We start from the raw sequence: 22,833 nt of genomic DNA on the forward strand, positions 1-22,833 counted from the left end.
CACCTCATTTGACTTTCTCTTTAAGTTTGATGGTTTGGGACGTAGGAATTGAGTTATCGAGGTTACATGTAAAATACAGCACCTGATCTTGCACTTCATTCCTCAAATAATCCATGATGATCTTTTTCCTCTCCTTGTCAAAATGCACGAAGGCATCATCGATGATGAGAGGTAACTTATAATACCCTTTCAACGCCTTGATCAGACTCAGCCTTAAACTGATGTAGAGCATTTCTTTTGTAGACTGTGACAGTTCAAGCGGATGGAAGAGCTGACCGTTGTCATGCCTGACCTTCACTCCGTCATCATCATAGATGATGTTGATATAACGTCCGTTTGTTATCTTCTGGAAAATAGTCCTTGCCTCTTCGATGACGACAGGCAGACGTTCATCTTTAATCTTTCGGATGTGCGCTTCAATCAGTATCCGGATGTAGTTCAATGACATGTAGTCTCTCGATATATTCTGGATATATGATTTTTTCATCTCATATAAGTGATGAAGTTCACTTAACTTACCGTCGCTCTCCATCATCGCGATCTCCGAGTTCAGTTCAGCCAGCGTTTTTTGCTCCACATGAACCTTATCATTAAGTGCTTCGATCTGTTCGACAATGTCTTCTTCTTCCTCCCGCAGCTCAGACATCAGGATATCGGCCAAGGCATTCCGTGCATCATAATCGAAATGCTCTTCACCCAACTTCTCATCCAATTCATTATAACGGCGGACATTCCTTCTATGTTCGTCGTCTTTTCTCGCATAGTAATAATATGTCTCTTCATCCTCTGCCAAAACCTGGTCGAACAGAGAGTTGATCTCGTAGTGCGCTTCTTTTACGCTATCCTGAAGCACCTTATTCTCATTCTGCAAGAGAGTAATCTGATCATTCAATCGAGTATGGTCAGCTTCATCCTTATACATGTCGGATGCTGCATTCTTTACATCATGGAATACACTCGCGTCGTCATAGTGGATACCGTAATGCATCAGATCCTCCTTGACGCTGCTTTTGAATTCCTGGAGTTCACGGGTGAGATTATCCATCTCGACTTGATACCTGTTGATCTGGTTCCTCTTTTGTTTTATCTCCCTGATCGTGTGGATGGCATCAGGCATTGATTTGTTTTCCATGTCCATATCTATCTTCAGATCTGCTTTCATCTTCGACAAATCGGTGTTCAATGAATCATGCAGTGCTTCTTTGTTCGATAAAGTTTCTTTCAGTTCTTCAAGACGGACATGGGTCGAAATGCGTTTCGCCTTGAGTTCCTTAAGATCCATTTTGAGTTCTCTTGCGGTACTGAGCTCAAACTCCATGTTGTGGTTCCTGTTGATGGTTTCAATCGCTTCTTGAAGTTCCGCGACCTCTTTTTGATAGTCCTCCTTCAGCGATTCATCCGGTTTTTCCCTGTTCAAGGTAAGTAGCAGCAATATCAGTGCGCCGGCCACGGCCGATGCACTTCCTATCACCCATTCTGACCCGACAAGATAGAAGATGCCAACCAACAGGGCAATGATCCCGACCCCAATGATGAGCATCTGCTGCATCCTGCTGGATCTATTGCGTTTACGTTTTTCCCGTTCATAGTCTTTTTCGATCAGACTGAACATCTTTTCCTTTTCCTTCAGTTCAAATTCCTTGTCCATCAGTTCCTGCTTTTTTCTGATGCGCGTTTCACTGATCTGATCCGCTTCCAACTGTGCCAATTCCTTATCGTAATGACTGATGTCGGACTTCACCTGATCGAATTCACGCACCAGAAATTGTTCCTCCAGCGCCACTTCATCCAATTTCGAAAGGAGCGACTGAACAGACTCCTTCACGATGTTGGAATCATCGACCTCATGATGTTCCTCACTCCAGCCTACGTCCCTCATGAGCAGGCCGATGGCTTCTTCATTGCTTGCTATTTCTGAAGCGAGACGCTTGTGCTCCATTCGCTTCTGCTTGATTTCAGGCTCTTTCTTCAATATACCTTCCAAATGGGCGATTTTTTCTCCATCAGGTTTTTTGATGCCTGCCAACTCTTTTTCCAGAACTTTTAATTTTTCTGTACGCAAGGCAATATCCTGATCGGACTGTTGGAGTTGATGCTTCATCTTCTCATATCGCTCGATCCCTTTTTCAGGAAAATTGATCGGTTCGATGTTCACTTGACTCTCAAGATTCTTCCATTCTTTGATGTCTTTATGGTAAACGACTTCTTTCATTTTCTGCTTTCTTATCGATTCCAGCTGATGCAGACCATCTTTGGTGAAGTTTAATGCTTCTTCACTCTTCACTCTTTCATTGGTTAGAGTATCGTACCGTTCCTCCACCTGCTCAAGCGCCCTGATCTTATCGTTGAGCTCTGACATTTCAGCAATTTCCTTATTCAATTCCGGCTTTGAACCATTTTTCTTATAGATCGTGCCTAGCTCGGAATCGATTGCACTAAGCATCTCATCATATTCATGGGAGCCAAGCGCGCCTGCACGAAGCAGGTACTCCTGCAGCTTGTCTTCAGTCATATTCTTGTGTATATCCTGCAGTCCGAGCACATCGAAGGAAAAGATCGAGCGGTATGTTCTTTTATCGATGAAATTCAATTTTTTGATGAGCCATTCTTCACCACGCACAGTCCCGTCTTCAAAATAAATTTTGACGTCACCCTGCACTTTACCTTTTATGCGTTCGATCTCTACGGTGCCCGGCTCATCAGGAAATTCGACTGTAATCTTTCCCCCATATAGATTGTGCATGCGCGGCTCTCTTCTCGGCTCCTGTTCCTTACGGGTCGGGAATCCGAATAGAATGGAGTGGATGAACGACTGCATCGTTGACTTGCCGGCCTCGTTCTCGCCAAAGAGTTGAACTAATTGTTTATTGGTATCAAATTTTGTTTCTGTTATTTTTCCATAGCCATATATATCGAGTCCAATAATTTTCATATATTCACTACTTCCTCATCAACATTCTAAGTCGTTCTTCACCCTCTTCAAGCAGCGCTTCCGGGATGATATCCTGCACAGGGTCCAGATACCTGTTCAGCCTCGGGTCCATGTAGAGCGCATTGACCGCTTCTTTGAACAGTTCTTCATCGGAAGAATGACTTGCTTTGATGTCGTTGATCAAGGCGATGTTGTCTTGCTGCAGGTACCTCACCTTAAGGTCATCAATCCAGACGAACTCTTTTATATCCCTCTCATCTTCCTTCAACAACTCAATTACTTCAGTCAGATCGGCACCCGTCAGTTCCTCGTCTCCATCATAGACGGTAGTCAACTGGATGATGTGCTTTCCTTTATCCCTTAAGCGATTTTTGAATTCTGCAATTGCCTGGTAAAGGGACTGCTTGCTCAGGTTTGCCACTTCGAGTTCATACTCGGCAAAAATGATTTCCTGTACAGGGATGAACCGTGTTGTAAGATATACATCATCGCCCTCCACCACAAGGAAGCCTTTTTCGCCATACTCATTCTTATGGCGGCCTTGTATATTACCTGAGTAATGCACAGGTGGCAGATCACTCAATTCTTCACGCTGATGGATATGGCCAAGCGCCCAATAATGATACAGTTTTTCATTCAACATCCGTAGATTGAATTCCGTGTATCGTTTTTGGGTGGACTGACTCTGGGAATAAGTACCATGCAGCAGGCCGATATGTATGCCTTCGTTCATTGTATTGACTGGATATTCCTCCAGTCTGTTTTCATATGTATCATCCATGAAATAGCTGAAACCGTGGAGGAAGATACGTTCTCCGTGTGAACTCACCATCTCATACGTTTCTACATTTTCACCAAATACCGTGACGTTGTCCGGCCACTCCGCTTTGAAGCCATCTGTCAACGGGTCATGGTTGCCATGGATGATATAGACGAAGATGCCGGCTTCTTTCAAACGTTCAAATTGGCGTTTCATGAACACTTCGGATTTCAGTGTACGGTTCGCTGCATCGAACATGTCTCCTGCTATGACAAGGAAGTCGACCTTTTCCTGGATCGCGTAGTCAATCATCCTTTTGACACTGATATATGTACTTTCTGTAAGCACGTCAAAGATTCCTGGAATCATTTTCGAGCGGGACTTGAATGGACTGTCCAGATGCAGGTCTGCACAATGTATAAATTTAAACAATATTCCTCACCTGACTTTTCTGCTCATTATATCTACAGTATACCAAAAACCAAAAGAAAAGAGGCCCTCAACAGACCTCTTAGCAATTAGTTTTCGTTATTTACACCGTATAGTTCTTCAATCGGCTTCATGATGACACGGTTCAGATCCTGGATGAGTTCACTCATCTTCTGTTCTGCTTCCATAAGAGCTTTGATGTTTTCGTCCTTTTCGATGTCTTCAGCGGATTTCTGTGCTTTTTGGACATCTTCTTCCTGGATTTCCTCACCTTGCATCTGTTTTTGCTGCAGGTTCATCTGTACTTCCCTGAACTCATCGAAGAGTGATTTCGACTCTGGATTAGCATTTACTTTTTCATAGTACTCTTTCATATTCTTGAATTCATCTGATTTGCGCAATGCATCTTCCAATGCATTTGCCTGATCGTATACGTTGACTGACATTGATAAAAAACTCCCTTTAATAAAGATAACTATACTGTAACATAAAATCGGCACTTATAAAAATACAACAATCAGCCCTTGTATGATTCCGATCATGCCACCAAGGAAAAAGCCAAGCAATGTGATCATACGGAACTCTTTATCAGATATTTCCATGACAAGCTTTTCGATATGACTCAATTCAAAGCTGTCAATCTGATTTTTTATGACGTGGGCCAAATGGAGCTTCTCGACAATCCTTCCGGTATTCGCTTTCAGATATTCAATGATATTACCACCCAATTTGTATTTGCCGGTTTCCTTGAAGGTATTGAACATCTCGGGATTGAAGTCCTTAATCGGATAATCCAGTATGCCGTCTATATCTATCCGCCTTTTCAATGTCTCCGCAATGCTGTCAATCAGAGCATCCCGGTCACCTTCTGTGACGATTTCATCCAATCGGGTCTTTTTGAGGCGTTCATATTCTTCATTGATGATCCTCAGCTCTATATCGGTCAATTTCGGGTCGTATATCAGCTTGTTCAATTCCTTTTGGATATTACGTACGATGGATTCCGTCGTCATTATATATTTCAGGGAGCGTGCGAGCCTCCCTCTGTTCTGAACGAACTCGTCAGCCATCGTATACAGGTCTTCATACCCTTTCTGAGAATTGATGTAGGCTGAAATTTTCCTCGTCAATTGGGGTTGGAGTCCATCCACCTTTCCATCGAGTGTGGCGAGCGCGGCTTTAGGAATCAGTGACTCGATGCTCCGGCCATATAGCTTGCCGCCTTCTTCAGCCACCTTTACATCAAGGGCATCGTTGAAGCTCCTCATCACCTTCTCTGACAAGCCTTCATGGATCCGCTCCAGGAAATAGCGAAGGCTCAAATTCTCCGATTCTATTGTCTCTATCTGCCGATCTATGAACAGCATGATGAAGCGCCTCGTTTCATCACTGTCGATTTTGTTGATGAAAGCGTCCGGCGTCAGCAGATGTTGGGTAATGATCTCCCCCATCTTAACTGACGCTTCTTCCCTGCGGCGCGGAATTACACCTGGTGTGAATGGCAGTTGTCTGCCGAAGATATATTTAGGTTCATAGGGTCTGAACAGCATCTTTATGGCAAGCATATTGGTCAATCCGCCTATCAGAGCCCCGATGATCATCATCAGGACGATCTGGATTCCATCATTCATGAAAAACACCCCTTCCTGTTACCGTCATGTATAAATAAGAAAAGGCACCATGAGGTGCCTTAGACAGGTTGTAGATCAGACTGTCTGTTAAAGTACGTTCTGATCTCCCTTTCGATATATGATGCATGGAGCGGTCGGTTCATCGGGCTCAGTACCCGATAGATTTTATTGCTTTTATTATATTGCAGGCGATAGCCATTCTTTCTTTCAAGGTCATCCCAATAGACCGCTTCCCCTTCATAGTTCGGGTAGACACAATGGCCTCTTGAGATCAGCTGTGCCAACTCCAGAGGGTCACCGCCGAAACTGTTGGTCAGGACATCACTATCCCTAAACAGGGCACAAAGCGAAATGCATGTCGTCCAGTTAGGAAGGATCCGTTCTTTTTCTATCTGTACAAGCGTCTTTTTGGATAGGCCGATCGTCTGACTCATGGAGTCCTGAGTATAGCCCGCTTCGGTCCTTACCATTTTGAACTTGGACTGGAGTAACTCCGTAAAAGTCTGTTTATCCATTCTTTTCTTCCTTTCACTCGTTTCGGTTATTATAAAAACCACTTACTATAATAATACACTTTTAATATAATAGTATATTTTCATGTAAATTAAAAGGGCATATATTGAATTTCACCAAGAGTTCAATATATGCCCGTCATTTAATTGTCACTAATCATCATGTTTCCTGTCCGGTTTTGCCTTCTTTACGGTTCTCCTGTTCGTTGATGATCAGAGATATTGCCGCATCACCTGTAACATTGACCATCGTCCGCGTCATATCAAGCAACCTATCTATACCGATGATGATTCCGATTGCTGCAGGATCGAGTCCGATTGCAGTCAGCACCATTGCCAGCATGACAAGCCCGACGCCCGGCACCCCTGCTGTACCGATGCTTGCGATCGTCGCAATCAAGACGACTGTAACCATCTGCATGATCGTCAGGTCGATGCCTGAAAGCTGTGCGATGAATACCGTCGCGACACCTTGCATGATTGCCGTCCCATCCATATTGATCGTGGCACCGAGCGGCTGCACAAAACTGGAGATGCTTTTACGGATCTTGAGGTTCTCCTGAGCTGACTTCAGTGAAATCGGCAGCACTGCGCTGGACGAAGATGTACTGAACGCCACACCCATTGCGGGAGCAAAACCTTTAATGAACCAGATGAAGCTCTTCTTTGCCAAGAACTTCACTGCAGCACCGTAAACCAGGAACATATGGATGAAGAGTGCCAACAGTACACAGATGAAATACATGCCGAGTTGCTGTATCGCTCCGAATCCGGCCTGGACGAAAGCTGTTGCAACCAGCCCGAACGCACCGATGGCTGCAAAGTATTTCATTATAGCGAGTACTATCCACATCACTACTTCATTTGCTTCCTCGAATAATTTGACGAGGCCCGCCGTCTTATCCTTCTTGGCGATTATCGCGATACCGATGAAAATCGCAAATGCGATGATCTGAAGCATGTTTTGTGTACCCATCGCCTCGACGACGTTTGTTGGGATCAGATTGATGACAGTTTGATCAAAACCTTGCTGCAGTGCTTCCCCCGTGCTTCCACCTTCAAGCTCGGTCTCGCGATACTCAGCGACTTCGTCTGAACCAAGTAGAGCAGACTGCCCTTCACCCGGATCCAGTATATTCGCAACGACCATTGCGATGGTGATTGCAATGGCGGTGGTCGCCAAATAGAACAGCAGCGTCTTCAGACCATAACCTCCAAGCAGTTTAGGGTCGCCTACACTTACAACGCCAAGCACGATGGAGATGAAGACTATTGGTACCACCATCATGAAGATCATATTAAGGAAAAGCTGGCCGAGAATATTGAATATGTACTGGTCGACCCATTGCACCCATTGCTGGCTGTCATACATCGGGCTCAGTATCGAGCCGATGATGATACCAAGGATTAGTGCAACTACAATCTGTATAGTAAGTTTATTTCCTATTTTCATATTATGCCTCCAAACTTTGAAATGTCTGTGCTAATTATACTGTTTGATGCAAACGTTTGTAAACAATAATTGAAAACGATTTCCAAAACACCTTACAATTTGATTATATTGTACTTGATGGCGTATATTACAGCCTGTGTCCGGTCTGTCACCTCAAGCTTGTTGAGAATATGGCTGACATGCGTCTTGACTGTCTTTTCACTGACATACAAGGCTTCACCAATTTCACGGTTTGATTTTCCACGAACGATTTCCCTCAACACCTCAATTTCACGTGCGGACAGCGCATTTTTTTCATGCGGCATATGCCCTTCCCTATCTATTACCTCAAGTATATCAGGATGGATGACCTTCTCCCCTTCGATTACACTTTTAATCGAGGCAATGAGTTCCTCTGCTTCCATTTCTTTTATGATATAACCATCAGCATGCGCCGAAAAGACCGGCCTCACATACTCTTCGGTAGTATAACTGGAGAGCACCAGAACTTTAATTTCAGGGTAATATGCCTTGATTGCACGTGTGACTTCTATACCATCCATCTCGGGCATGACAAGATCTAAAAGGATCAAGTCTATATCTTTGGCACTCTTCAGATATTCAAGAAGTTCCCTACCAGTACCGAAATCTTCGACTACGCGAATATCTTCTGTAGTCGACAACAGGAACTTCATGCCTTCCCTTACTATATGGTGGTCATCCACTAATATGATATTGTACATATGCTTCACTCCTTCATGGGGATGGTGATCATGATGCGGGTCCCCCTCCCCTTCCCGGTATCGATATTTATATTTCCATTGAGCTTATGGATCCGTTCGGTCATATTCGACAAGCCATAGCTGGACCGATGATTTTCCTCAAATTCAAAACCGCTGCCTCGATCTTCGATGATTACGGAGAAGACATCGTCCTTCGCCATCATTCTAATTATCGCATGTTCAGCACCCGAATGCTTGCGTATATTATTCAAGCTTTCCTGTATAACCCTATAAATGGCGACTTCCACATGGTCTGGCACATCATAGAAGCCCTCCATACCAATCTCAACTTCAAGGCCAAGCAGCCCTGCATACTTTTCGACAGCATCGATGATGCCGTTCTCGAGCCCTATCGGCTTCAGTTGCCAGATCAAGGCTTTCATTTCCTTCATCGCATGTTTCGAAGTCCGCTCTATGGAATCAAAAGCCACATTCGCCTTGTCCGCATCATTCAATGATTTTGCAGCATGCGAAGTGATGCCTATCGAGAACAGCATTTGATTGACCGAATCATGCAGATCTCTCGCGAGTCGCTGTCGCTCTTTTATGAGCATATTCTCCTGCTCACGCGTCGTCAGTTCTATGCGTTTTAAAGTAGATCCTATCTGAAATGCCACCGACTCCAGAAGATCCAGCTCGTCCTTGGCGAACTTCTCACGATAAGGGCTTGCCACGTTCAATAGACCGAAGGATTCGTCCCCAGAAATAAGTGGGACAGTAGCATGATGAGTGATCCCATTATTTTCATTGGGGTACTCGTTACGGGCTTGTTCAAGCCTCGAACATACAAAAATATTCGTTGCCGTCTTAAGTTCTTTCCTGTTATATTTATTGACACACCAGCATTTGCCCTCACATAAATAATGATAATTGTTATTTTTTAGGGAGGACGGGAGACGGTAATGCGTGGTGAGTTCATGTTGGCCCGCTTCATTTATGAAGAATATCCACCCCGTATCAAATTCCGAGTGATCGACCAGCATCTTCAATGCCCCTTCGACCATTGTCGGCCTATCCGTCTCTTCATTCAGGAACTCTGCGATGTCTTTCAACAACTGAAGTTTACTTTTCATAAGGATCACCCCACTTTAAAAATTAACAGCTTTGTAACCTTAACTTCCACATCCAACGGCCGTTTTCACTTATAATGATACAGTATGGGTTCGAATCACTCGTCTATCGGAGGGCAGCCATGTCAAAAAACAAGTTTTATATGCAATCCATTTTCCTCATCTCATTGATCGCCACTCTCGGTTCGCTTTATTTCAGCGAAATCAGACAGTATGAACCGTGTGAGTTCTGCTGGTATCAACGCATACTCATGTATCCGCTAGTACTGATTTCCATCATTTCAGTCATCCGTAATGATCATGGTGCCGTATACTATATCCGATTCATGAGTCTGCTTGGTCTCATTATCGCATCTTACCATTACGCCCTGCAGAAAATCAGTTTCCTCGGTGATGGATTTACAGCCTGTACCGGAGTTTCCTGTACCATCCAGTATATAGACTGGCTGGGCTTCATTACAATTCCATTCTTGTCGCTCATTGCATTTGCGCTCATCTTTATACTATCATTTATTTCAAAAAGAAAATAAGAAGGAGACTGAACCATGGGAAATAAAATATTCTACGGCATTGTAGCACTTATCATCGTGGCATTTGTAGGCATTTTTATATTTATGAACAGTGCATCAAATGATCCTGATAAAATCAGCGATTCGGGATACTATCCCTACACGGACCTTGAGCCGGAGGAGCTTGAAGGCGCAACCATCGACAAGTTGGATGATGAGAATTACCACTTCAATAAAACTTTCGATGAGACAAAGAAGATTATAGAGGAAGAAGATAACGCGTTCGTCTATCTATGGAGCCCGACATGTGTACACTGCATCGCAGCCACGCCATTTTTAGCTGATGCATTTGAACAGACGGATGCTGAAGTCACGCAATTGAATGTCTTGGAATATGACGCAGCATGGTCGGAATTTGAAATTGAAGGGACACCGACCCTCATCTATTTTGAAGATGGCAAGGAAGTCGATCGCCTCTATGGTAATCCCGGAAACTCTGATGACTACAAATCTTTCATTGAAGATATGACAGGGGACAAATAGATGAAATTCACAATACATGAGAATTTTGACGGGTCAACACTTGAAGAAATGCTGAAGACCCTTCATGTACCCAAAAAAGAACTTCATTTGCTGCGCATGTCGAAAGAGATAACGCTAAATGGTGAACCAGCCCGTCTCAATTCACCCATCCATGCAGAAGATGTAGTCGTTCTCCCAGATGACGGTTCCAAAAGCCAGTACAAACCAAGCTATCGGACATGTGATGTTTTATATGAAGATCGTTATCTCGCTGTACTCTTCAAGCCTCGCGGCGTCAAGACACATCCGAACGAGATGTCTGAGACCAATACACTGATGAACCATGCCATCTATACTCTAGAGGCCGACTACCTCGAACCAGTCCATCGTCTTGATCAGGAAACCAAGGGCGTCCTCCTTGTCGTCAAGCACCCTTTAGTCAAGAAGATGCTTGACCATATGTTGAGTGAACGTGAAATCAAAAGGACTTATATTGCACGCATTGATACAAAAAGGTTGATTGAAAAACAAACCATCAGTGCCCCGATAGCCAAAAATCCAAAAGAGCGCAATAAATACCATGTTACTGATAAAGGGAAAGAAGCAGTGACCCATATCACCAAGTCGCATGTTACACCGGATTATTGCGAGCTTGAAATTGAATTGGAGACAGGCCGCACCCACCAGATTAGAGTACATTTGGCACACATCGGTTCCCCAGTCATCGGTGATCCCCTGTACGGGAACTCGACGCTTAGGGACCTGCAACTCTTCAGCTATAGAATCGAATTCATCCACCCCCTGCTTCAAAAAACTGTACGCGTAGAACTCGACAGAAAGACATTGTAGAAAAAACCTTCACCCCAAGAAATTACGGGGTGAAGGTTTTTTTAGCCTGTATCGTTTCATTTCCGTCTTCTGAAACGATCTTTTACTTTAAGCAACAGCTGATTTTCATGTTGGATGATCTGTTCGCGACCGCTTCTTTCAGAGCGGCGCATCAATTCCACTTGGGCACTGATGGGAGGATGTTCGTTTTCAACATAAACATAAGTGCCGTCAGCGCGTTGGCTACGCGCTTTGATATTATCCATCAGATACAACCTGACAATCGCTTTGATCTCTTCGATGATTGCTGGATCTTTGACTGGGAACAATATTTCCACACGCTTGATCATATTCCGCGTCATCATATCGGCAGAAGATAAGAACATCTTCCCTTCACCATTATGGTTGAAATAATAGATTCTTGAATGCTCAAGGAACCTTCCGACGATGCTCACCACTCTGATATTTTCGCTGACATCCTCTATTCCTGGTTTAAGGCAACAGATGCCCCGCACCACCAGATCTACTTTCACACCCTCTTGGGAAGCCTGAAGAAGCTTGTTGATAATTTTCTTATCTGTAAGCGAGTTCATTTTGGCGAATATATAACCTTTGCCGTATGTCCGATGCAGTTCGATTTCCTTATCGATATGATCCGCGAATAGATCCCGGATTTCAAACGGAGCGACATGGAGTGATTGGTAGTCGGGCTTTAGGGAATAGCCACTGAGGTAGTTGAAGAAGTTGATCGCATCATTCCCTATGGCCTCGTCCGTTGTGATCAGCCCCATATCCGTATACAGTCTCGCAGTGGAGTCATTATAGTTGCCGGTACCAAGGTGGACATAGCGGATCAATCTGCCTTTGACTCTTTTGACCACCAAAGTAATTTTACTGTGGGTCTTCAGGAAATTCATGCCGTAAATGACGTGGCATCCGGCATCTTCAAGTTCTTTTGCCCACTGGACATTATTTTCTTCATCGAAGCGTGCCTTCAACTCTACGAGCACAGTCACCTGCTTACCATTTTCAGCAGCATGCTTCAGTGCTGCAATCACCGGAGAATCACTTGAGACCCGGTAGAGTGTCTGTTTAATCGCAAGGACATCTGGATTCTCTGCCGCCTCACGCATAAAATCCACAATCGTCTGGAAGCTTTCGAAAGGATGATGTAGGAAGACATCTTTTTTCAAGGCACGCTTGTAGATGTTCTCTCCTCTCAGGAATTTTGGTTCTTGCGGCACGAATGGCGGGTATGCAAGATTGGGATGGCGTTCCTTGAACCTCGCTGTCAAGTCGAACAGGAAGGTTAAATCCAATGGCCCGTTGAACCTATATACATCCTGCTCCTCGAGATTCAATTCATTTTTCAGAAAGGAGCCATTGATGGAATCGTCCTTGCTTGTGTCTATCTCCAGCCTGACGGCCGCTCCTTTTGTCCGTTCCTTCAGGAAACGCTCGATCTCTATCAGGAGATCAGCAGCCCCTTCTTCATGGATGGTCAGGTCCGCATTGCGCGTTATCCTAAACGGGAAGGTCCGTTCAATCCTATAACCTCTGAACAATTCACTGATGTGCTGTTCAATGATATCTTCAGTCAGGACAATATAGGTTCTGTCCCCTTCCTTAAGTTCATAAAACCTGCGGATAACAGTCGGCAGTTGGACGATGGCGGTCTGATCACCCAATTCATTCGAAAGGTTGACGAAAATATTGATTTTCTTATTCATCAATTTTGGGAATGGGCGATAGGCATCCATTCCAAGAGGAGTAAGGGAAGGGAATATTTCATTTCTGAATATCGTGCCGAGTTCTTCCTGCAGATGATGCGGAAGTTCATCCGGCCGCTTCAGGATGATGTCATAGCCTTCCAATTCCTTCATCAGACGATGAAAGATGGCATACTGGGCATCGCAGTTCCGCCTGTTCATATCACTGATGCCCTTGAGCTGTTCGCCAGGCGTCATCTGCGTCTTGGTGTCCGGTTCATGATAATCCATCTTTACCTGGTCTTTCAGCCCTGCAACACGTACCATGAAGAATTCATCCAGATTTGAACTTGTAATTGCCAGGAACTTCAGCTTTTCAAGTAGCGGGTTCGTATCGTCCTCTGCCTCTTCAATCACCCGGTAGTTGAAGCTGAGCCAACTGAGCTCTCGATTGTTGTAGTATTCTTTATTGTTCAATCGATATGTCATTACTATTCTCCTACTTCCTCTAAGATGAAACTGGTTATCATGCTTCTATGAATTTGATTTCCAGATGCCCATCCATAATCTTTTCGATATGCTTCTTCTGTCTCGCTGCCTGGTACTCTTCTGCAATCGGATCCCCTTTATATTTGATTGTGAGAGTCATATCATCTTCTTCATCATCCAGATAAAGATCCTCTACAATGCTTGTGTTCGAGATGTTCAGGGCATTCGCAAACTTCAATATGCTGCCGAGCTTCATGAGAATGCTCATTTCCTCGCTATTGAACCATCCGGATTCATCCGCAAAGAACTTCAGGAGCGTCTTGTTCTTGAAGCTTGCAAGCAGAGCCAGCTTCACCCGGTCTCTATGGACAATGCCGTTGATGTTGCTGTTTGAGATCAGATAGTAGGTGTGCTGACTTGTCGCATCCCGGTCGATGAACGACCCGAGATAGAAAATATATGCAGCATTCTTCATCAGGTATTTCTCATGTCTGCTGATGGAGATGAAATCATACCGCTCCAATTCATGATAAAGGCGTTCAGTGATCTCCTGACGTTTCTTCCCTTCCTCGAAATCGATCTGGAAATCACTGGCAAGTTCCTTCAATGAATCCCTGAAAATATGGTATTTATTAAAGGCCGCCGGGTAGTCTCTGGTAATCATGGACATCGCCAGACCTTCCCGTATCCCCTGCCTGCTGAACTTGAATTCTTGGGCTCTTGAGATATCGTAAAGCGATTTGAAGACGATGGTACTCGGCAGGATTATGTCGCTACGGTCCTTACTCAACCCATCGATGTCATCTAGATTATCTTCCTTTGTGTTCTCAAGAAGATCATATACATCCTGTAGATCATTCCGATCCATGGAGTAACCGTGGACGCCTGCTATGGGATAATTGGTTGAAGATTGGTGGATACGTGCTATATTACGCGCACTTCCTCCAATCGCAAGTATCGGTACTTTACGCTTTGAGAGCCACTTGATCGATTTAAGCTGTTTCTTGACATACTTTTCCGTCTCTTCCAACGCCTCTTCATCATTATGTTTCTTATCATCAAAGAACATGCTTTTCAATGTTACGACACCGAATGGGAGGCTGACCGAATGGATGAGTTCCTTATTCTCGAAATATGTCAGTTCAGTACTCCCCCCACCTATATCGATGATGAGGCCGTCCATATTGCTGATGGTATGAACCACTGCATGATAGCCGTAGAATGCTTCTTCCCTGCCAGTGATGACTTTGATTTCCATACCGACTTCTGATTTTACCCGTTCGAGGATGTCATCCACGTTGACGGACTGTCTGATGGCCGCTGTTGCGACCGGATGGATTTCCTTGACGCTGTATTTTTCACTGATCAGCTGGAAACTTTTCAGGATGGAAATGAGATTATCGATCCCTTCTTCTGCCATGACTTTGTCCTCATCGAGGTACCACGCCAACCGTGCTGGTGTCTTGATGTTCTGGAGCTCTTTAAGACCGGTCTCCTCATCATATTCAAACAATACAAGGCGTACAGTATTAGATCCGATATCCACAAGTCCGATTCTCTTCATCATATACAGTCTCCTAATCTTTGGATTGGGTCATCTCTTCTGGTTTGATCCATTCGTCGAATTGAGCTTCGGTCAGATGTCCGGATTCAATTGCGGATTCTTTGAGGGTCAAACCTTTCTCATGGGCATTTTTGGCGATTTTCGCTGCATTTTCATATCCGATATGTGGGTTCAGTGCCGTGACCAGCATAAGGGAATTGTTTAGGAATTTATTGATGTTCTCCTCAATCGGTTCTATTCCGACAGCACAATTATCGTTGAATGTCTGCATGCCGTCTGCAAGCAGGTAGATGGACTGCAGTGTATTATAAAGGATGACTGGCTTGAATACGTTCAGCTCGAAATTACCCTGGGAGGCTGCAAACCCGACTGCCGAATCATTACCGAAGACTTGTACTGAAACCATCGTCAGCATCTCAGACTGCGTCGGATTGACTTTACCTGGCATGATTGATGAGCCCGGTTCATTCGCAGGGATTTCAATTTCTGCTATTCCAGCGCGTGGACCGGAGGCAAGCCATCTGACGTCATTTGCTATCTTCATGAGGTCCGCAGCCAACGCCTTCAATGCACCATGGAGATAGACGACTTCATCATGCGCCGTCAAAGCATGGAATTTATTTGGGGAGGAGACGAACTCGTAACCGGTCTGCTTGGAGATTTCTTTTGCTACACGGTCGCCGAATTCAGGGTGGGCGTTGATGCCTGTACCTACAGCCGTACCACCGATTGCAAGGTTTCTGATTTGATTTTTGGATTCACCTATCAGTGCTTCACACTTTTCGAGCATGTATCTCCAACCACTGATTTCCTGGCCCAATGTCAATGGAGTGGCATCCTGCAGATGCGTGCGACCGATTTTGATTATGTCTTCAAACTGCTCTTCTTTTTCCTTGAATGTCTTTTTAAGACCTTCGAGGGCAGGTATGAGTTGTTCCTCTACAGATTGATAGAGGGCGACATGCATTGCCGTTGGGTATGTGTCGTTGGAGCTTTGGGATTTGTTGACGTCATCGTTCGGGTGGACCTTTTCGTCTACACCTTTTTCAGATAGATATTCATTCGCGACATAGCTGACGACTTCATTGACGTTCATGTTACTCTGGGTACCGCTTCCAGTCTGCCATACTACAAGAGGGAAATGGTCGTCCAGTTCACGATTGATTACTTTATCACACGCGTGGATGATCGCTTCTTTTTTATTTTCGGAAAGTTTGCCGAGTGCATGGTTGGAAACTGCCGCAGCTTTTTTGAGGTGTGCAAATGCTGTAATGACCTCAATAGGCATTTTTTCTTTTCCTACTGGGAAATTCTGCTTGCTTCTTTCTGTCTGTGCACCCCAATATTTGTCACTTTGAACTTTAATTTCGCCGATCGTATCTTTTTCTATCCTGTATGACAATTAAAAAACCTCCTGAAAATTAGTATTCATAGAATATTTTATACTAATTTACAGAAGGATTCATCAGTTATCCATTATTTTCATCATCTAAGTCTTCTTCATGTGTTTCATCGTTCGAGGAATCAATCGGATAATCTTCATTTTGAGAAATCTGTTCCATTTCTTTTCCCAGCGCTTTCACATCTTCCATATCCTCTGTCATCTCATTACTTTCAGGTTCGATATCTTTCCTATAATCCACTTCTTCATCTTTTTTCATCATATCCCACCTTACGCAAACTCTGATGTGTAGTAGTCGACGATATCGTGGTCAAGCTGGGATGCCGCTTCTGAATCCATGACAACAGTCACCATGCGGTGTTTCTTAACTTTGGCGAAATCTTCCTGACCGTTCTCTGCCGCGTCGTACAGATCTCTCACTGCCTTAGCCTTATCGTTTCCGGTGGCCACAAGAATCATCTCCCGTGATTCAAATAATTGTTCATTCCCTTCGACATTGTTGTAGCCAATCTTTTTATTGGCTCCGATCGATAACACTGTAAGGTTTGCTTGTTTTTTGTCATCAAGGACCGATTTCATCGACTCTTTGGTGCCTTCTAATTTCAGTTGACTTTCAGGAATGTCCAATTCATTGAATACTTCAGTATTTCCATCCCGATTGATGGCTACAATATAGATTTGGGAATAGTTGGCCGGGTGTTCTTTTGATTCTTCAACCAACTTGCCATAGCTCCCCTCCAATTCACTGCTCATCTCCAGACCAAGCACACTTGTCGGGTTGTTATGGATTTGCTTTCTTATGATGTCTGCAATATAGTCGTTTACCAAAGTCTTATCCTTGAATATCTTAAAATTCATTGCCATATAAATTCCTCCCGGTTTTCTCTGTTTTATAAACATCTATATTATTCTACCCTGGTGAGTAGCGATTCTAACAAAAATTATCCCTTTTCAGCTTTTTTCTTTCTTCTGGATGGTTTATAATGTTATCATGTATGGAAATATAGGAGGCGCTAATTATGAAAGCATTTCTGATATTGATGGTCAGTATGTCCTTTATCACTGCCATTCTTTCTTCAAGCCGTGATTCCGAATATGGATATAAGGATGACGGTGAAGAAAAGCTAAGTTAAGTTCAAAGTAGGTCATGTATAGCATGGCCTGCTTTTTTTATTGGCCGAGAAAGCCTTGCCTCTTTACGACAGCATCCACATCAAGCCGTTGCTTTTTGCCGAGCATGCCGATCACCTGGTCACTCCAGCTGTCTCGCCGTTCCCCCCCGGTACGACCTTCATAATAACTCCTTATCCTCTCATCGTAGGCGTCGATCTCCGGTTTCACTTTTGCCGTTGGAGTATAGGTGTTTTCATGATAGACCGCTTCAAAAGGCAGGCGTTCTTTCTGACTGCCCTCATGATCCGGATAACCGACTACCATGCCGAAAACCGGAAATACACCTTCAGGCAATTCAAGTATTTCTATGACCTCCGCCATATCATTTCTCAGTGAGCCGATATAACACATGCCAAGTCCCATGCTTTCTGCCGCCACAGCAAGATTTTGAGCTGCTAGGGAGGCATCGACGGTACCTACAACAAATTGTTCTGTCTTATCGTGCGAAATCGGTGTCCCTTTGTCTTTTGACAGTTCGATATGGCGGTGATAATCAACTAGAAATACAAAAAGGTGGCCATTATCCTCTACGTACGGTTGGGTGCTGATTGCCCTTAAAGCCGCTTTCTTGTCTTTATCGGTGACACCCAGGATGCTATAGGCCTGCACATAGCTGGATGTACTCGCCGCCTGTGCAGATTTCACCAGCTCCCGAATCGTCTCCTGATCCAGGGGCGTCTCCTTAAATTTCCTGATCGATCTGTGCGCCTGTAGTAGCTCGGTAACTGAATTCATTTTTCTCCTCCTATTTTATATGCGGAAAACCTTGTTGCCTCAATGCTTCATATATGAGGATCGCCGCTGTATTAGCCAAATTTAAAGATCTCACCTTATCTGTTATCGGGACTCTTAAGGCACTATCGCCATACTGCTCCTTGAGCCAGTCGGGTAGCCCTGTCGTCTCCCGTCCGAAAATGAAATAATGGGCTTCTTCGTCACTCGAAAAGTCCATATCCGTATAAGGTTTTGTCGCAAATTTCGTAAGCAGGTAATAGTTCCCTTCAGTCGCTTCAAAAAACGCTTCTGCCGAATCATGGTGGACGACATTTATATGTGGCCAATAGTCGAGGCCAGCCCGCTTCAGCATTTTATCGTCCGTAGAAAAGCCGAGTGGGTGGATCAAATGCAGTGTCGAACCCGTTGCTGCACAAGTCCTTCCTATGTTGCCCGTGTTGTTCGGGATCTGGGGTTGATATAATACGATATGGTTTGCCATATGTTCCTCCTAAGCGCTCTCTTGGATGCCTTTTAGCATCTCTTCCTTTACTGTCTCGTCCGTCTCTATTTTAAATCTTTCTCCAATGTAGCCAAGTGCATCGTTTTCCAGTATGCAGCCTATCGCCCAGTAGGCGGTCCCCTTGATTACAGGACGCGGGTCATTTTCCGCTACACGTTTCAATACATCTACAGCCGATACTTCCTTGAAATGTGCCAGGGCTATGATCGCATTGCGCTGTATGGGTTTCTTGCCGCGCCAGGTTCCTGCAAGATGCCCGTATGTCTCCTTGAAATCCCTGTTTGATATTTCAAGCAGTCCAGTAAGTTCAGGCTTCAATATTTCAGGTTCCAGTACAATATCATCATGGTGGTTTGTATTGATGCCTTTATTGCGCGGGCATACCTGCTGACATGTATCGCAGCCATACAGCCTGTTGCCGATCTTACCGCGATATTCATCAGGCAGGAAGCCTTTTGTCTGTGTCAGGAAAGAAATGCATTTTTTTGAATTCAGCTGCCCATTTCCGACGAGGGCACCTGTAGGACATCTGTCCACGCATATATTGCAGTCCCCGCAAGAGTCGATCAATTCTTCATCAGGCGGAAATGGGAAACTGGTGATCATCTCACCAAGATAAGTATACGTTCCGAGTGTGGGGTTTATGACGAAGCCATTCTTCCCTATGAAACCAAGACCACTCCGCCGCGCCACTTCACGATCACTCAACACCCCGGTATCCACCATCGAGTTGCATTCGATTGAAGCGTCGATGGATTTTATATAGGCTTCGAGTTTTTCAAGCCTTGAGTTGAGCAAGGTATGATAGTCCATCCCCCAGGATGCGCGGGCGAACATGCCCCGCCGCTCACCCTTTTTACTTTTAGGTGCATCAGGAAGTTTATTCGGATATCCCACCGCGATGGAGATTATGCTGCGCCCTGATTGCAATGTGCGGTCAGGATCCGTCCTCTCCTCGATGGTCCCTTTTTCAAACCCTGATTCAAAGCCTTTCTCATGATAATCAATCAATTTTTCCCTATATTCCACAAACGGCTCGGTATGGGTGAACCCTATATCATCAATGCCGATTGAATGGGCGTACTCAATGATTTTTTTCTTAAATTCAACACGGTCCATTTCGTCACCTGCTTTCTTCGACCACGTTATTATGCCGCTTGATATTATACTATCAGACGGACGTTAGCCACAACCCTCGGCTATCTATATTTTTCCTTTTTGGTAATCCGAATGCCACACTTCTTCAGGCACCATGCTTCCGCCTGTACACCACAAAACATGCGTTGCTTCCTCTTCTTCGACATCCATTTTGATAGGGCCTATAAAGCTTGCTGCCGCAGATGGCTCAGCTTTGATCCCCTCAGTGTCGTAGGCCGTTGCAAGCAGCTGATACAACTGCTCGTCTGCAATGGTATAGAAGGAATGGATCTGATTCTCCAAAAGCTTGCCGATGAATTGCGACGGCCTCCCCACAGCAAGCCCGTCCGCTACCGTGTTATTATCCAATCCGATGTCTTTTACCGACAATGCATCGTGCCGTCCCGTCATCACCCCTAAAAGCATGCTGGGGGCCGCTACAGGCTCAGCGAACACCGGATGGACATGTTGGCCGTAGACTTGCTTCAGACCAAAGCTGATGCCGCCTGGTGCACTCCCTACACCACACGGCAGATAAACATATAAAGGATGCTTTTCATCTACAGTAATGCCTGCTTCATCCAGTTGATTCTGCAAGCGCAGTGCCGCCACTGCATAACCTGTAAAGAGTGGTTTTGAATTTTCGTCATCTACGAAATAGCTATTCCTATCGGAAATTGCCACCTGACGGCCCACATCCACAGCTTTGCTGTAGTCATCTTCATGTTCGACGACTTCAGCCCCATGTTCCCTTAAAAGATCTTTTTTCCACTGTTTTGCATCACTCGACATATGGATCGTCACTTTGAAGCCAAGTGCTACACTGATGATGCCGATGCTCAGTCCGAGATTTCCAGTCGAACCACAAATTATTGTGTAGTCTGAAAAGAATTTCTTGAATGGCAGAGAAGAGAAGCGACTGTAATCTCCATCCAGTCCAATCAACCCTTCATTTACCGCCAATTCCTCTGCATACTTCAATACTTCGTAGATGCCTCCACGTGCTTTGACAGAACCGGATACAGTCAGAGCATTATCCGCTTTAATGAAGCATGATCCCCTGATCATCTTATGAAACTCTCTCTCTAGATGCGCTTGGAACCGATCTGCCGGCAACAATGGTGATTCGATGATTCCTTCATCCTTCACAGTCTCATCAAAGGCTTTTTGTATGAACGGTGCAAATCGTCTCAACCGTGCATCTGCTTCCTTTATATCTTCTAGGGTCAGCTCAAAACCTTGAGGTTCTTCAATGGTTTTTCCGTATACTGGATTTTCCCAGAAAACTTCTTTTTTACGCGACATTTCTGTTATAAGCGGCCATTGTTCCGCTAGTGTATACAAAGAATCCAATACATCCACTCCATTCTTTTGACTGTTCCAGATTTTCTAGGCAAGAAGGCAATTTTAGAGCGTTCCGTCCCATTCATTATAGAATTGTTCAAGATATCTTTCCATGAATTGATGTCTTTTTTCAGCTTGTAGTTTGGCTGATCTAGTATGCATCAGTTTTTTCAGTTTAAGCAGTTTTTCATAGAAATGATTGATTATAGTGTTATCTTCCTTACTGTACTGCTCGAAAGTCAAGTTTTGCCTGGCATGCATTTTTGGATCATGGAGCTTGTGGTTTTTACTTCCGCCAAAAACCATCGTACGTGCAATGCCGATTGCGCCCAATGCATCGAGTCGATCTGCATCCTGAACGATGGCATCCTCAATGGTTTCAACCTCTACAGGGTTCGTTCCTCCCTTGAAAGATACGGCCTGCATAGCATGGATGATTCTATCGACGGTGCCTTGAGCCACACCATGCTCTCTCAGGAAAGTTTTTATGCGTTTCAACTCTCGCCCTTCATCATCTGTCATTTTATAGTCGATCATATCATGGAACAATGCTGCAATCTGGATTGTAAAGAGGTCTCCGCCCTCTTTCGACTGCAGCATACATGCATTATTATATACGCGCATCACATGCCAATAATCATGTCCCGTCATGTCATCTCCATGAAATTCACCCACCATGGCCTTTGCTTCTACAATAATCTTCTCGTTATCCATTATCGAACCTCCATATGTATACATCGTGAACCAGATGATCCAATTATAGCATTTGAGTTAGCCGTTATAAAAAGCATTAATAAAAGCCTCTATGAATTCATAGAGGCTTTTATGGAATAATACTACTCTGTCTTTTCTGTAAACTCGAGTTCAACCATCGCTTTGACTTCTTTACCTACCATGACGCCGCCTGTTTCCAATTTCTGGTTCCAAGTCAGACCGAACTCTTCGCGGTTGATGACGAACTCACTTTGGATACCGTGCACTTCATTGCCCCAAGGGTCCATCGCTTTGCCATTATATTCAAGTTCTATTGTCTTCTCTTTTGTAACACCATTCATCGTAACATCGCCAGTAGCTGAAATCGTTTCACCCGATTTACTTATACTTTTAGACTGGAATGTGATTTTCGGATTCTTTTCGGCGTTGAAGAAATCTTCGGACCTCAAATGCTCATCTCGTGAGGTGTTTTTAGTGTTGATGCTCTCTGTTTGGATTTCCGCATAGAGGCTGGCATCTTTAAAAGTTTCCAGATCTTCTGTTTCGATTTCGAAATGGAAGTTCTCGAAGCCTCCCCTTACTTTTGACACCATCATATGCTTAACTTGAAATGCAACTTCTGAATGCGCTTGATCAGATACATAAACTGTCATTGTC

The 22,833-nt window shown here is 44.4% G+C and carries 22 protein-coding genes; 3 read left to right on the top strand and 19 right to left on the bottom strand.

The genetic code is table 11. The annotated features are described in order from the left end of the window. Window positions 1-4: 4 nt before the first annotated feature. The 8 genes from ACZ43I_RS08020 to ACZ43I_RS08055 form a co-directional block, all read right to left on the bottom strand. Window positions 5-2,932, bottom strand: coding sequence for an ATP-binding protein (locus ACZ43I_RS08020; RefSeq protein ID WP_344702218.1), 2,928 nt, complete (start codon window positions 2,930-2,932; stop codon window positions 5-7). 7 nt (window positions 2,933-2,939) lie between these two features. Continuing rightward, the gene (locus tag ACZ43I_RS08025; protein ID WP_344702216.1) at window positions 2,940-4,124 is read right to left on the bottom strand and encodes a metallophosphoesterase family protein; all 1,185 of its coding nucleotides are present in this window, start codon (window positions 4,122-4,124) and stop codon (window positions 2,940-2,942) included. 86 nt (window positions 4,125-4,210) lie between these two features. Continuing rightward, the gene (locus ACZ43I_RS08030) at window positions 4,211-4,567 is read right to left on the bottom strand and encodes a YlbF/YmcA family competence regulator (RefSeq protein WP_344702214.1); all 357 of its coding nucleotides are present in this window, start codon (window positions 4,565-4,567) and stop codon (window positions 4,211-4,213) included. Window positions 4,568-4,621: 54 nt separating this feature from the next. Then, window positions 4,622-5,752 carry a DUF445 domain-containing protein gene (locus tag ACZ43I_RS08035; protein ID WP_344702211.1) on the bottom strand — a complete coding sequence of 377 codons (1,131 nt, stop codon included), beginning with the start codon at window positions 5,750-5,752 and terminating at the stop codon, window positions 4,622-4,624. 59 nt (window positions 5,753-5,811) lie between these two features. After that, window positions 5,812-6,267 carry an XRE family transcriptional regulator XdrA gene (gene xdrA, locus ACZ43I_RS08040; protein WP_344702208.1) on the bottom strand — a complete coding sequence of 152 codons (456 nt, stop codon included), beginning with the start codon at window positions 6,265-6,267 and terminating at the stop codon, window positions 5,812-5,814. Between the two features lie 157 nt (window positions 6,268-6,424). Further along, window positions 6,425-7,717 carry a dicarboxylate/amino acid:cation symporter gene (locus tag ACZ43I_RS08045; protein ID WP_344702206.1) on the bottom strand — a complete coding sequence of 431 codons (1,293 nt, stop codon included), beginning with the start codon at window positions 7,715-7,717 and terminating at the stop codon, window positions 6,425-6,427. Window positions 7,718-7,809: 92 nt separating this feature from the next. Then, window positions 7,810-8,439 (bottom strand): response regulator transcription factor, encoded by a 630-nt coding sequence (locus ACZ43I_RS08050; protein ID WP_344702204.1) that lies wholly within the window; start codon window positions 8,437-8,439, stop codon window positions 7,810-7,812. A 5-nt stretch (window positions 8,440-8,444) separates the two neighbouring features. After that, the gene (locus ACZ43I_RS08055; protein WP_344702202.1) at window positions 8,445-9,551 is read right to left on the bottom strand and encodes a GAF domain-containing sensor histidine kinase; all 1,107 of its coding nucleotides are present in this window, start codon (window positions 9,549-9,551) and stop codon (window positions 8,445-8,447) included. Between the two features lie 119 nt (window positions 9,552-9,670). On the opposite strand from ACZ43I_RS08055, the gene ACZ43I_RS08060 reads away from it, so the two are divergent. From ACZ43I_RS08060 to ACZ43I_RS08070, 3 genes are read left to right on the top strand one after another with little or no spacing between them, the layout of a single operon-like run. After that, on the top strand, window positions 9,671-10,078 hold the full coding sequence (locus tag ACZ43I_RS08060) for a disulfide oxidoreductase (RefSeq protein WP_344702200.1): 408 nt from the start codon (window positions 9,671-9,673) through the stop codon (window positions 10,076-10,078). A gap of 15 nt (window positions 10,079-10,093) precedes the next feature. Then, a complete protein-coding gene (locus tag ACZ43I_RS08065) occupies window positions 10,094-10,600 on the top strand; it encodes a thioredoxin family protein (protein WP_344702198.1) in 507 nt (168 codons plus the stop codon). Then, window positions 10,601-11,428, top strand: a complete 828-nt coding sequence (locus tag ACZ43I_RS08070; protein WP_344702196.1) for an RluA family pseudouridine synthase — start codon at window positions 10,601-10,603, stop codon at window positions 11,426-11,428. It abuts the gene before it with no gap. A gap of 56 nt (window positions 11,429-11,484) precedes the next feature. On the opposite strand, the gene ACZ43I_RS08075 is transcribed toward ACZ43I_RS08070, so the two are convergent. The 11 genes from ACZ43I_RS08075 to ACZ43I_RS08125 form a co-directional block, all read right to left on the bottom strand. Next, the gene (locus tag ACZ43I_RS08075) at window positions 11,485-13,605 is read right to left on the bottom strand and encodes an RNA degradosome polyphosphate kinase (protein ID WP_344702193.1); all 2,121 of its coding nucleotides are present in this window, start codon (window positions 13,603-13,605) and stop codon (window positions 11,485-11,487) included. A gap of 37 nt (window positions 13,606-13,642) precedes the next feature. Next, window positions 13,643-15,172, bottom strand: a complete 1,530-nt coding sequence (ppx, locus tag ACZ43I_RS08080) for an exopolyphosphatase (protein WP_464761438.1) — start codon at window positions 15,170-15,172, stop codon at window positions 13,643-13,645. 10 nt (window positions 15,173-15,182) lie between these two features. Further along, window positions 15,183-16,571, bottom strand: coding sequence for a class II fumarate hydratase (fumC, locus tag ACZ43I_RS08085; RefSeq protein ID WP_344702190.1), 1,389 nt, complete (start codon window positions 16,569-16,571; stop codon window positions 15,183-15,185). Window positions 16,572-16,638: 67 nt separating this feature from the next. Continuing rightward, entirely contained in the window at window positions 16,639-16,833 is a 195-nt protein-coding gene (locus tag ACZ43I_RS08090) for an SAS053 family DNA gyrase inhibitor (protein ID WP_464761440.1), read from the bottom strand. Window positions 16,834-16,841: 8 nt separating this feature from the next. Further along, a complete protein-coding gene (locus ACZ43I_RS08095; protein WP_344702186.1) occupies window positions 16,842-17,435 on the bottom strand; it encodes a sugar phosphate isomerase family in 594 nt (197 codons plus the stop codon). Window positions 17,436-17,741: 306 nt separating this feature from the next. Beyond that, window positions 17,742-18,479, bottom strand: coding sequence for an oxygen-insensitive NADPH nitroreductase (gene nfsA / locus ACZ43I_RS08100; RefSeq protein WP_344702185.1), 738 nt, complete (start codon window positions 18,477-18,479; stop codon window positions 17,742-17,744). A 10-nt stretch (window positions 18,480-18,489) separates the two neighbouring features. Further along, window positions 18,490-18,960: a tRNA (uridine(34)/cytosine(34)/5-carboxymethylaminomethyluridine(34)-2'-O)-methyltransferase TrmL gene (trmL, locus tag ACZ43I_RS08105; RefSeq protein ID WP_344702183.1), complete on the bottom strand. Its 471-nt coding sequence runs from the start codon at window positions 18,958-18,960 to the stop codon at window positions 18,490-18,492. 9 nt (window positions 18,961-18,969) lie between these two features. Then, on the bottom strand, window positions 18,970-20,100 hold the full coding sequence (queG, locus tag ACZ43I_RS08110) for a tRNA epoxyqueuosine(34) reductase QueG (protein ID WP_344702181.1): 1,131 nt from the start codon (window positions 20,098-20,100) through the stop codon (window positions 18,970-18,972). Between the two features lie 84 nt (window positions 20,101-20,184). Further along, window positions 20,185-21,480 (bottom strand): D-serine ammonia-lyase, encoded by a 1,296-nt coding sequence (locus ACZ43I_RS08115; RefSeq protein WP_344702179.1) that lies wholly within the window; start codon window positions 21,478-21,480, stop codon window positions 20,185-20,187. A gap of 45 nt (window positions 21,481-21,525) precedes the next feature. Then, window positions 21,526-22,176 carry an HD domain-containing protein gene (locus ACZ43I_RS08120; RefSeq protein WP_344702177.1) on the bottom strand — a complete coding sequence of 217 codons (651 nt, stop codon included), beginning with the start codon at window positions 22,174-22,176 and terminating at the stop codon, window positions 21,526-21,528. A 122-nt stretch (window positions 22,177-22,298) separates the two neighbouring features. Then, window positions 22,299-22,829: a YceI family protein gene (locus ACZ43I_RS08125; protein ID WP_344702175.1), complete on the bottom strand. Its 531-nt coding sequence runs from the start codon at window positions 22,827-22,829 to the stop codon at window positions 22,299-22,301. Window positions 22,830-22,833 lie beyond the last annotated feature (4 nt).

Source organism: Salinicoccus jeotgali, assembly GCF_055379195.1.

What these genes read in the sequence shown, in the direction of transcription:
- ACZ43I_RS08090 (WP_464761440.1), bottom strand. Translation starts at nt 16,833, where the DNA reads ATGATGAAAAAAGATGAAGAAGTGGATTATAGGAAAGATATCGAACCT.
- nfsA (WP_344702185.1), bottom strand. Translation starts at nt 18,479, where the DNA reads ATGAATTCAGTTACCGAGCTACTACAGGCGCACAGATCGATCAGGAAA.
- trmL (WP_344702183.1), bottom strand. Translation starts at nt 18,960, where the DNA reads ATGGCAAACCATATCGTATTATATCAACCCCAGATCCCGAACAACACG.
- ACZ43I_RS08095 (WP_344702186.1), bottom strand. Translation starts at nt 17,435, where the DNA reads ATGGCAATGAATTTTAAGATATTCAAGGATAAGACTTTGGTAAACGAC.
- ACZ43I_RS08045 (WP_344702206.1), bottom strand. Translation starts at nt 7,717, where the DNA reads ATGAAAATAGGAAATAAACTTACTATACAGATTGTAGTTGCACTAATC.
- ppx (WP_464761438.1), bottom strand. Translation starts at nt 15,172, where the DNA reads ATGATGAAGAGAATCGGACTTGTGGATATCGGATCTAATACTGTACGC.
- ACZ43I_RS08070 (WP_344702196.1), top strand. Translation starts at nt 10,601, where the DNA reads ATGAAATTCACAATACATGAGAATTTTGACGGGTCAACACTTGAAGAA.
- ACZ43I_RS08035 (WP_344702211.1), bottom strand. Translation starts at nt 5,752, where the DNA reads ATGAATGATGGAATCCAGATCGTCCTGATGATGATCATCGGGGCTCTG.
- ACZ43I_RS08050 (WP_344702204.1), bottom strand. Translation starts at nt 8,439, where the DNA reads ATGTACAATATCATATTAGTGGATGACCACCATATAGTAAGGGAAGGC.
- queG (WP_344702181.1), bottom strand. Translation starts at nt 20,100, where the DNA reads ATGGACCGTGTTGAATTTAAGAAAAAAATCATTGAGTACGCCCATTCA.
- ACZ43I_RS08075 (WP_344702193.1), bottom strand. Translation starts at nt 13,605, where the DNA reads ATGACATATCGATTGAACAATAAAGAATACTACAACAATCGAGAGCTC.
- ACZ43I_RS08030 (WP_344702214.1), bottom strand. Translation starts at nt 4,567, where the DNA reads ATGTCAGTCAACGTATACGATCAGGCAAATGCATTGGAAGATGCATTG.
- xdrA (WP_344702208.1), bottom strand. Translation starts at nt 6,267, where the DNA reads ATGGATAAACAGACTTTTACGGAGTTACTCCAGTCCAAGTTCAAAATG.
- ACZ43I_RS08060 (WP_344702200.1), top strand. Translation starts at nt 9,671, where the DNA reads ATGTCAAAAAACAAGTTTTATATGCAATCCATTTTCCTCATCTCATTG.
- ACZ43I_RS08055 (WP_344702202.1), bottom strand. Translation starts at nt 9,551, where the DNA reads ATGAAAAGTAAACTTCAGTTGTTGAAAGACATCGCAGAGTTCCTGAAT.
- ACZ43I_RS08120 (WP_344702177.1), bottom strand. Translation starts at nt 22,176, where the DNA reads ATGGATAACGAGAAGATTATTGTAGAAGCAAAGGCCATGGTGGGTGAA.
- ACZ43I_RS08020 (WP_344702218.1), bottom strand. Translation starts at nt 2,932, where the DNA reads ATGAAAATTATTGGACTCGATATATATGGCTATGGAAAAATAACAGAA.
- ACZ43I_RS08125 (WP_344702175.1), bottom strand. Translation starts at nt 22,829, where the DNA reads ATGACAGTTTATGTATCTGATCAAGCGCATTCAGAAGTTGCATTTCAA.
- ACZ43I_RS08065 (WP_344702198.1), top strand. Translation starts at nt 10,094, where the DNA reads ATGGGAAATAAAATATTCTACGGCATTGTAGCACTTATCATCGTGGCA.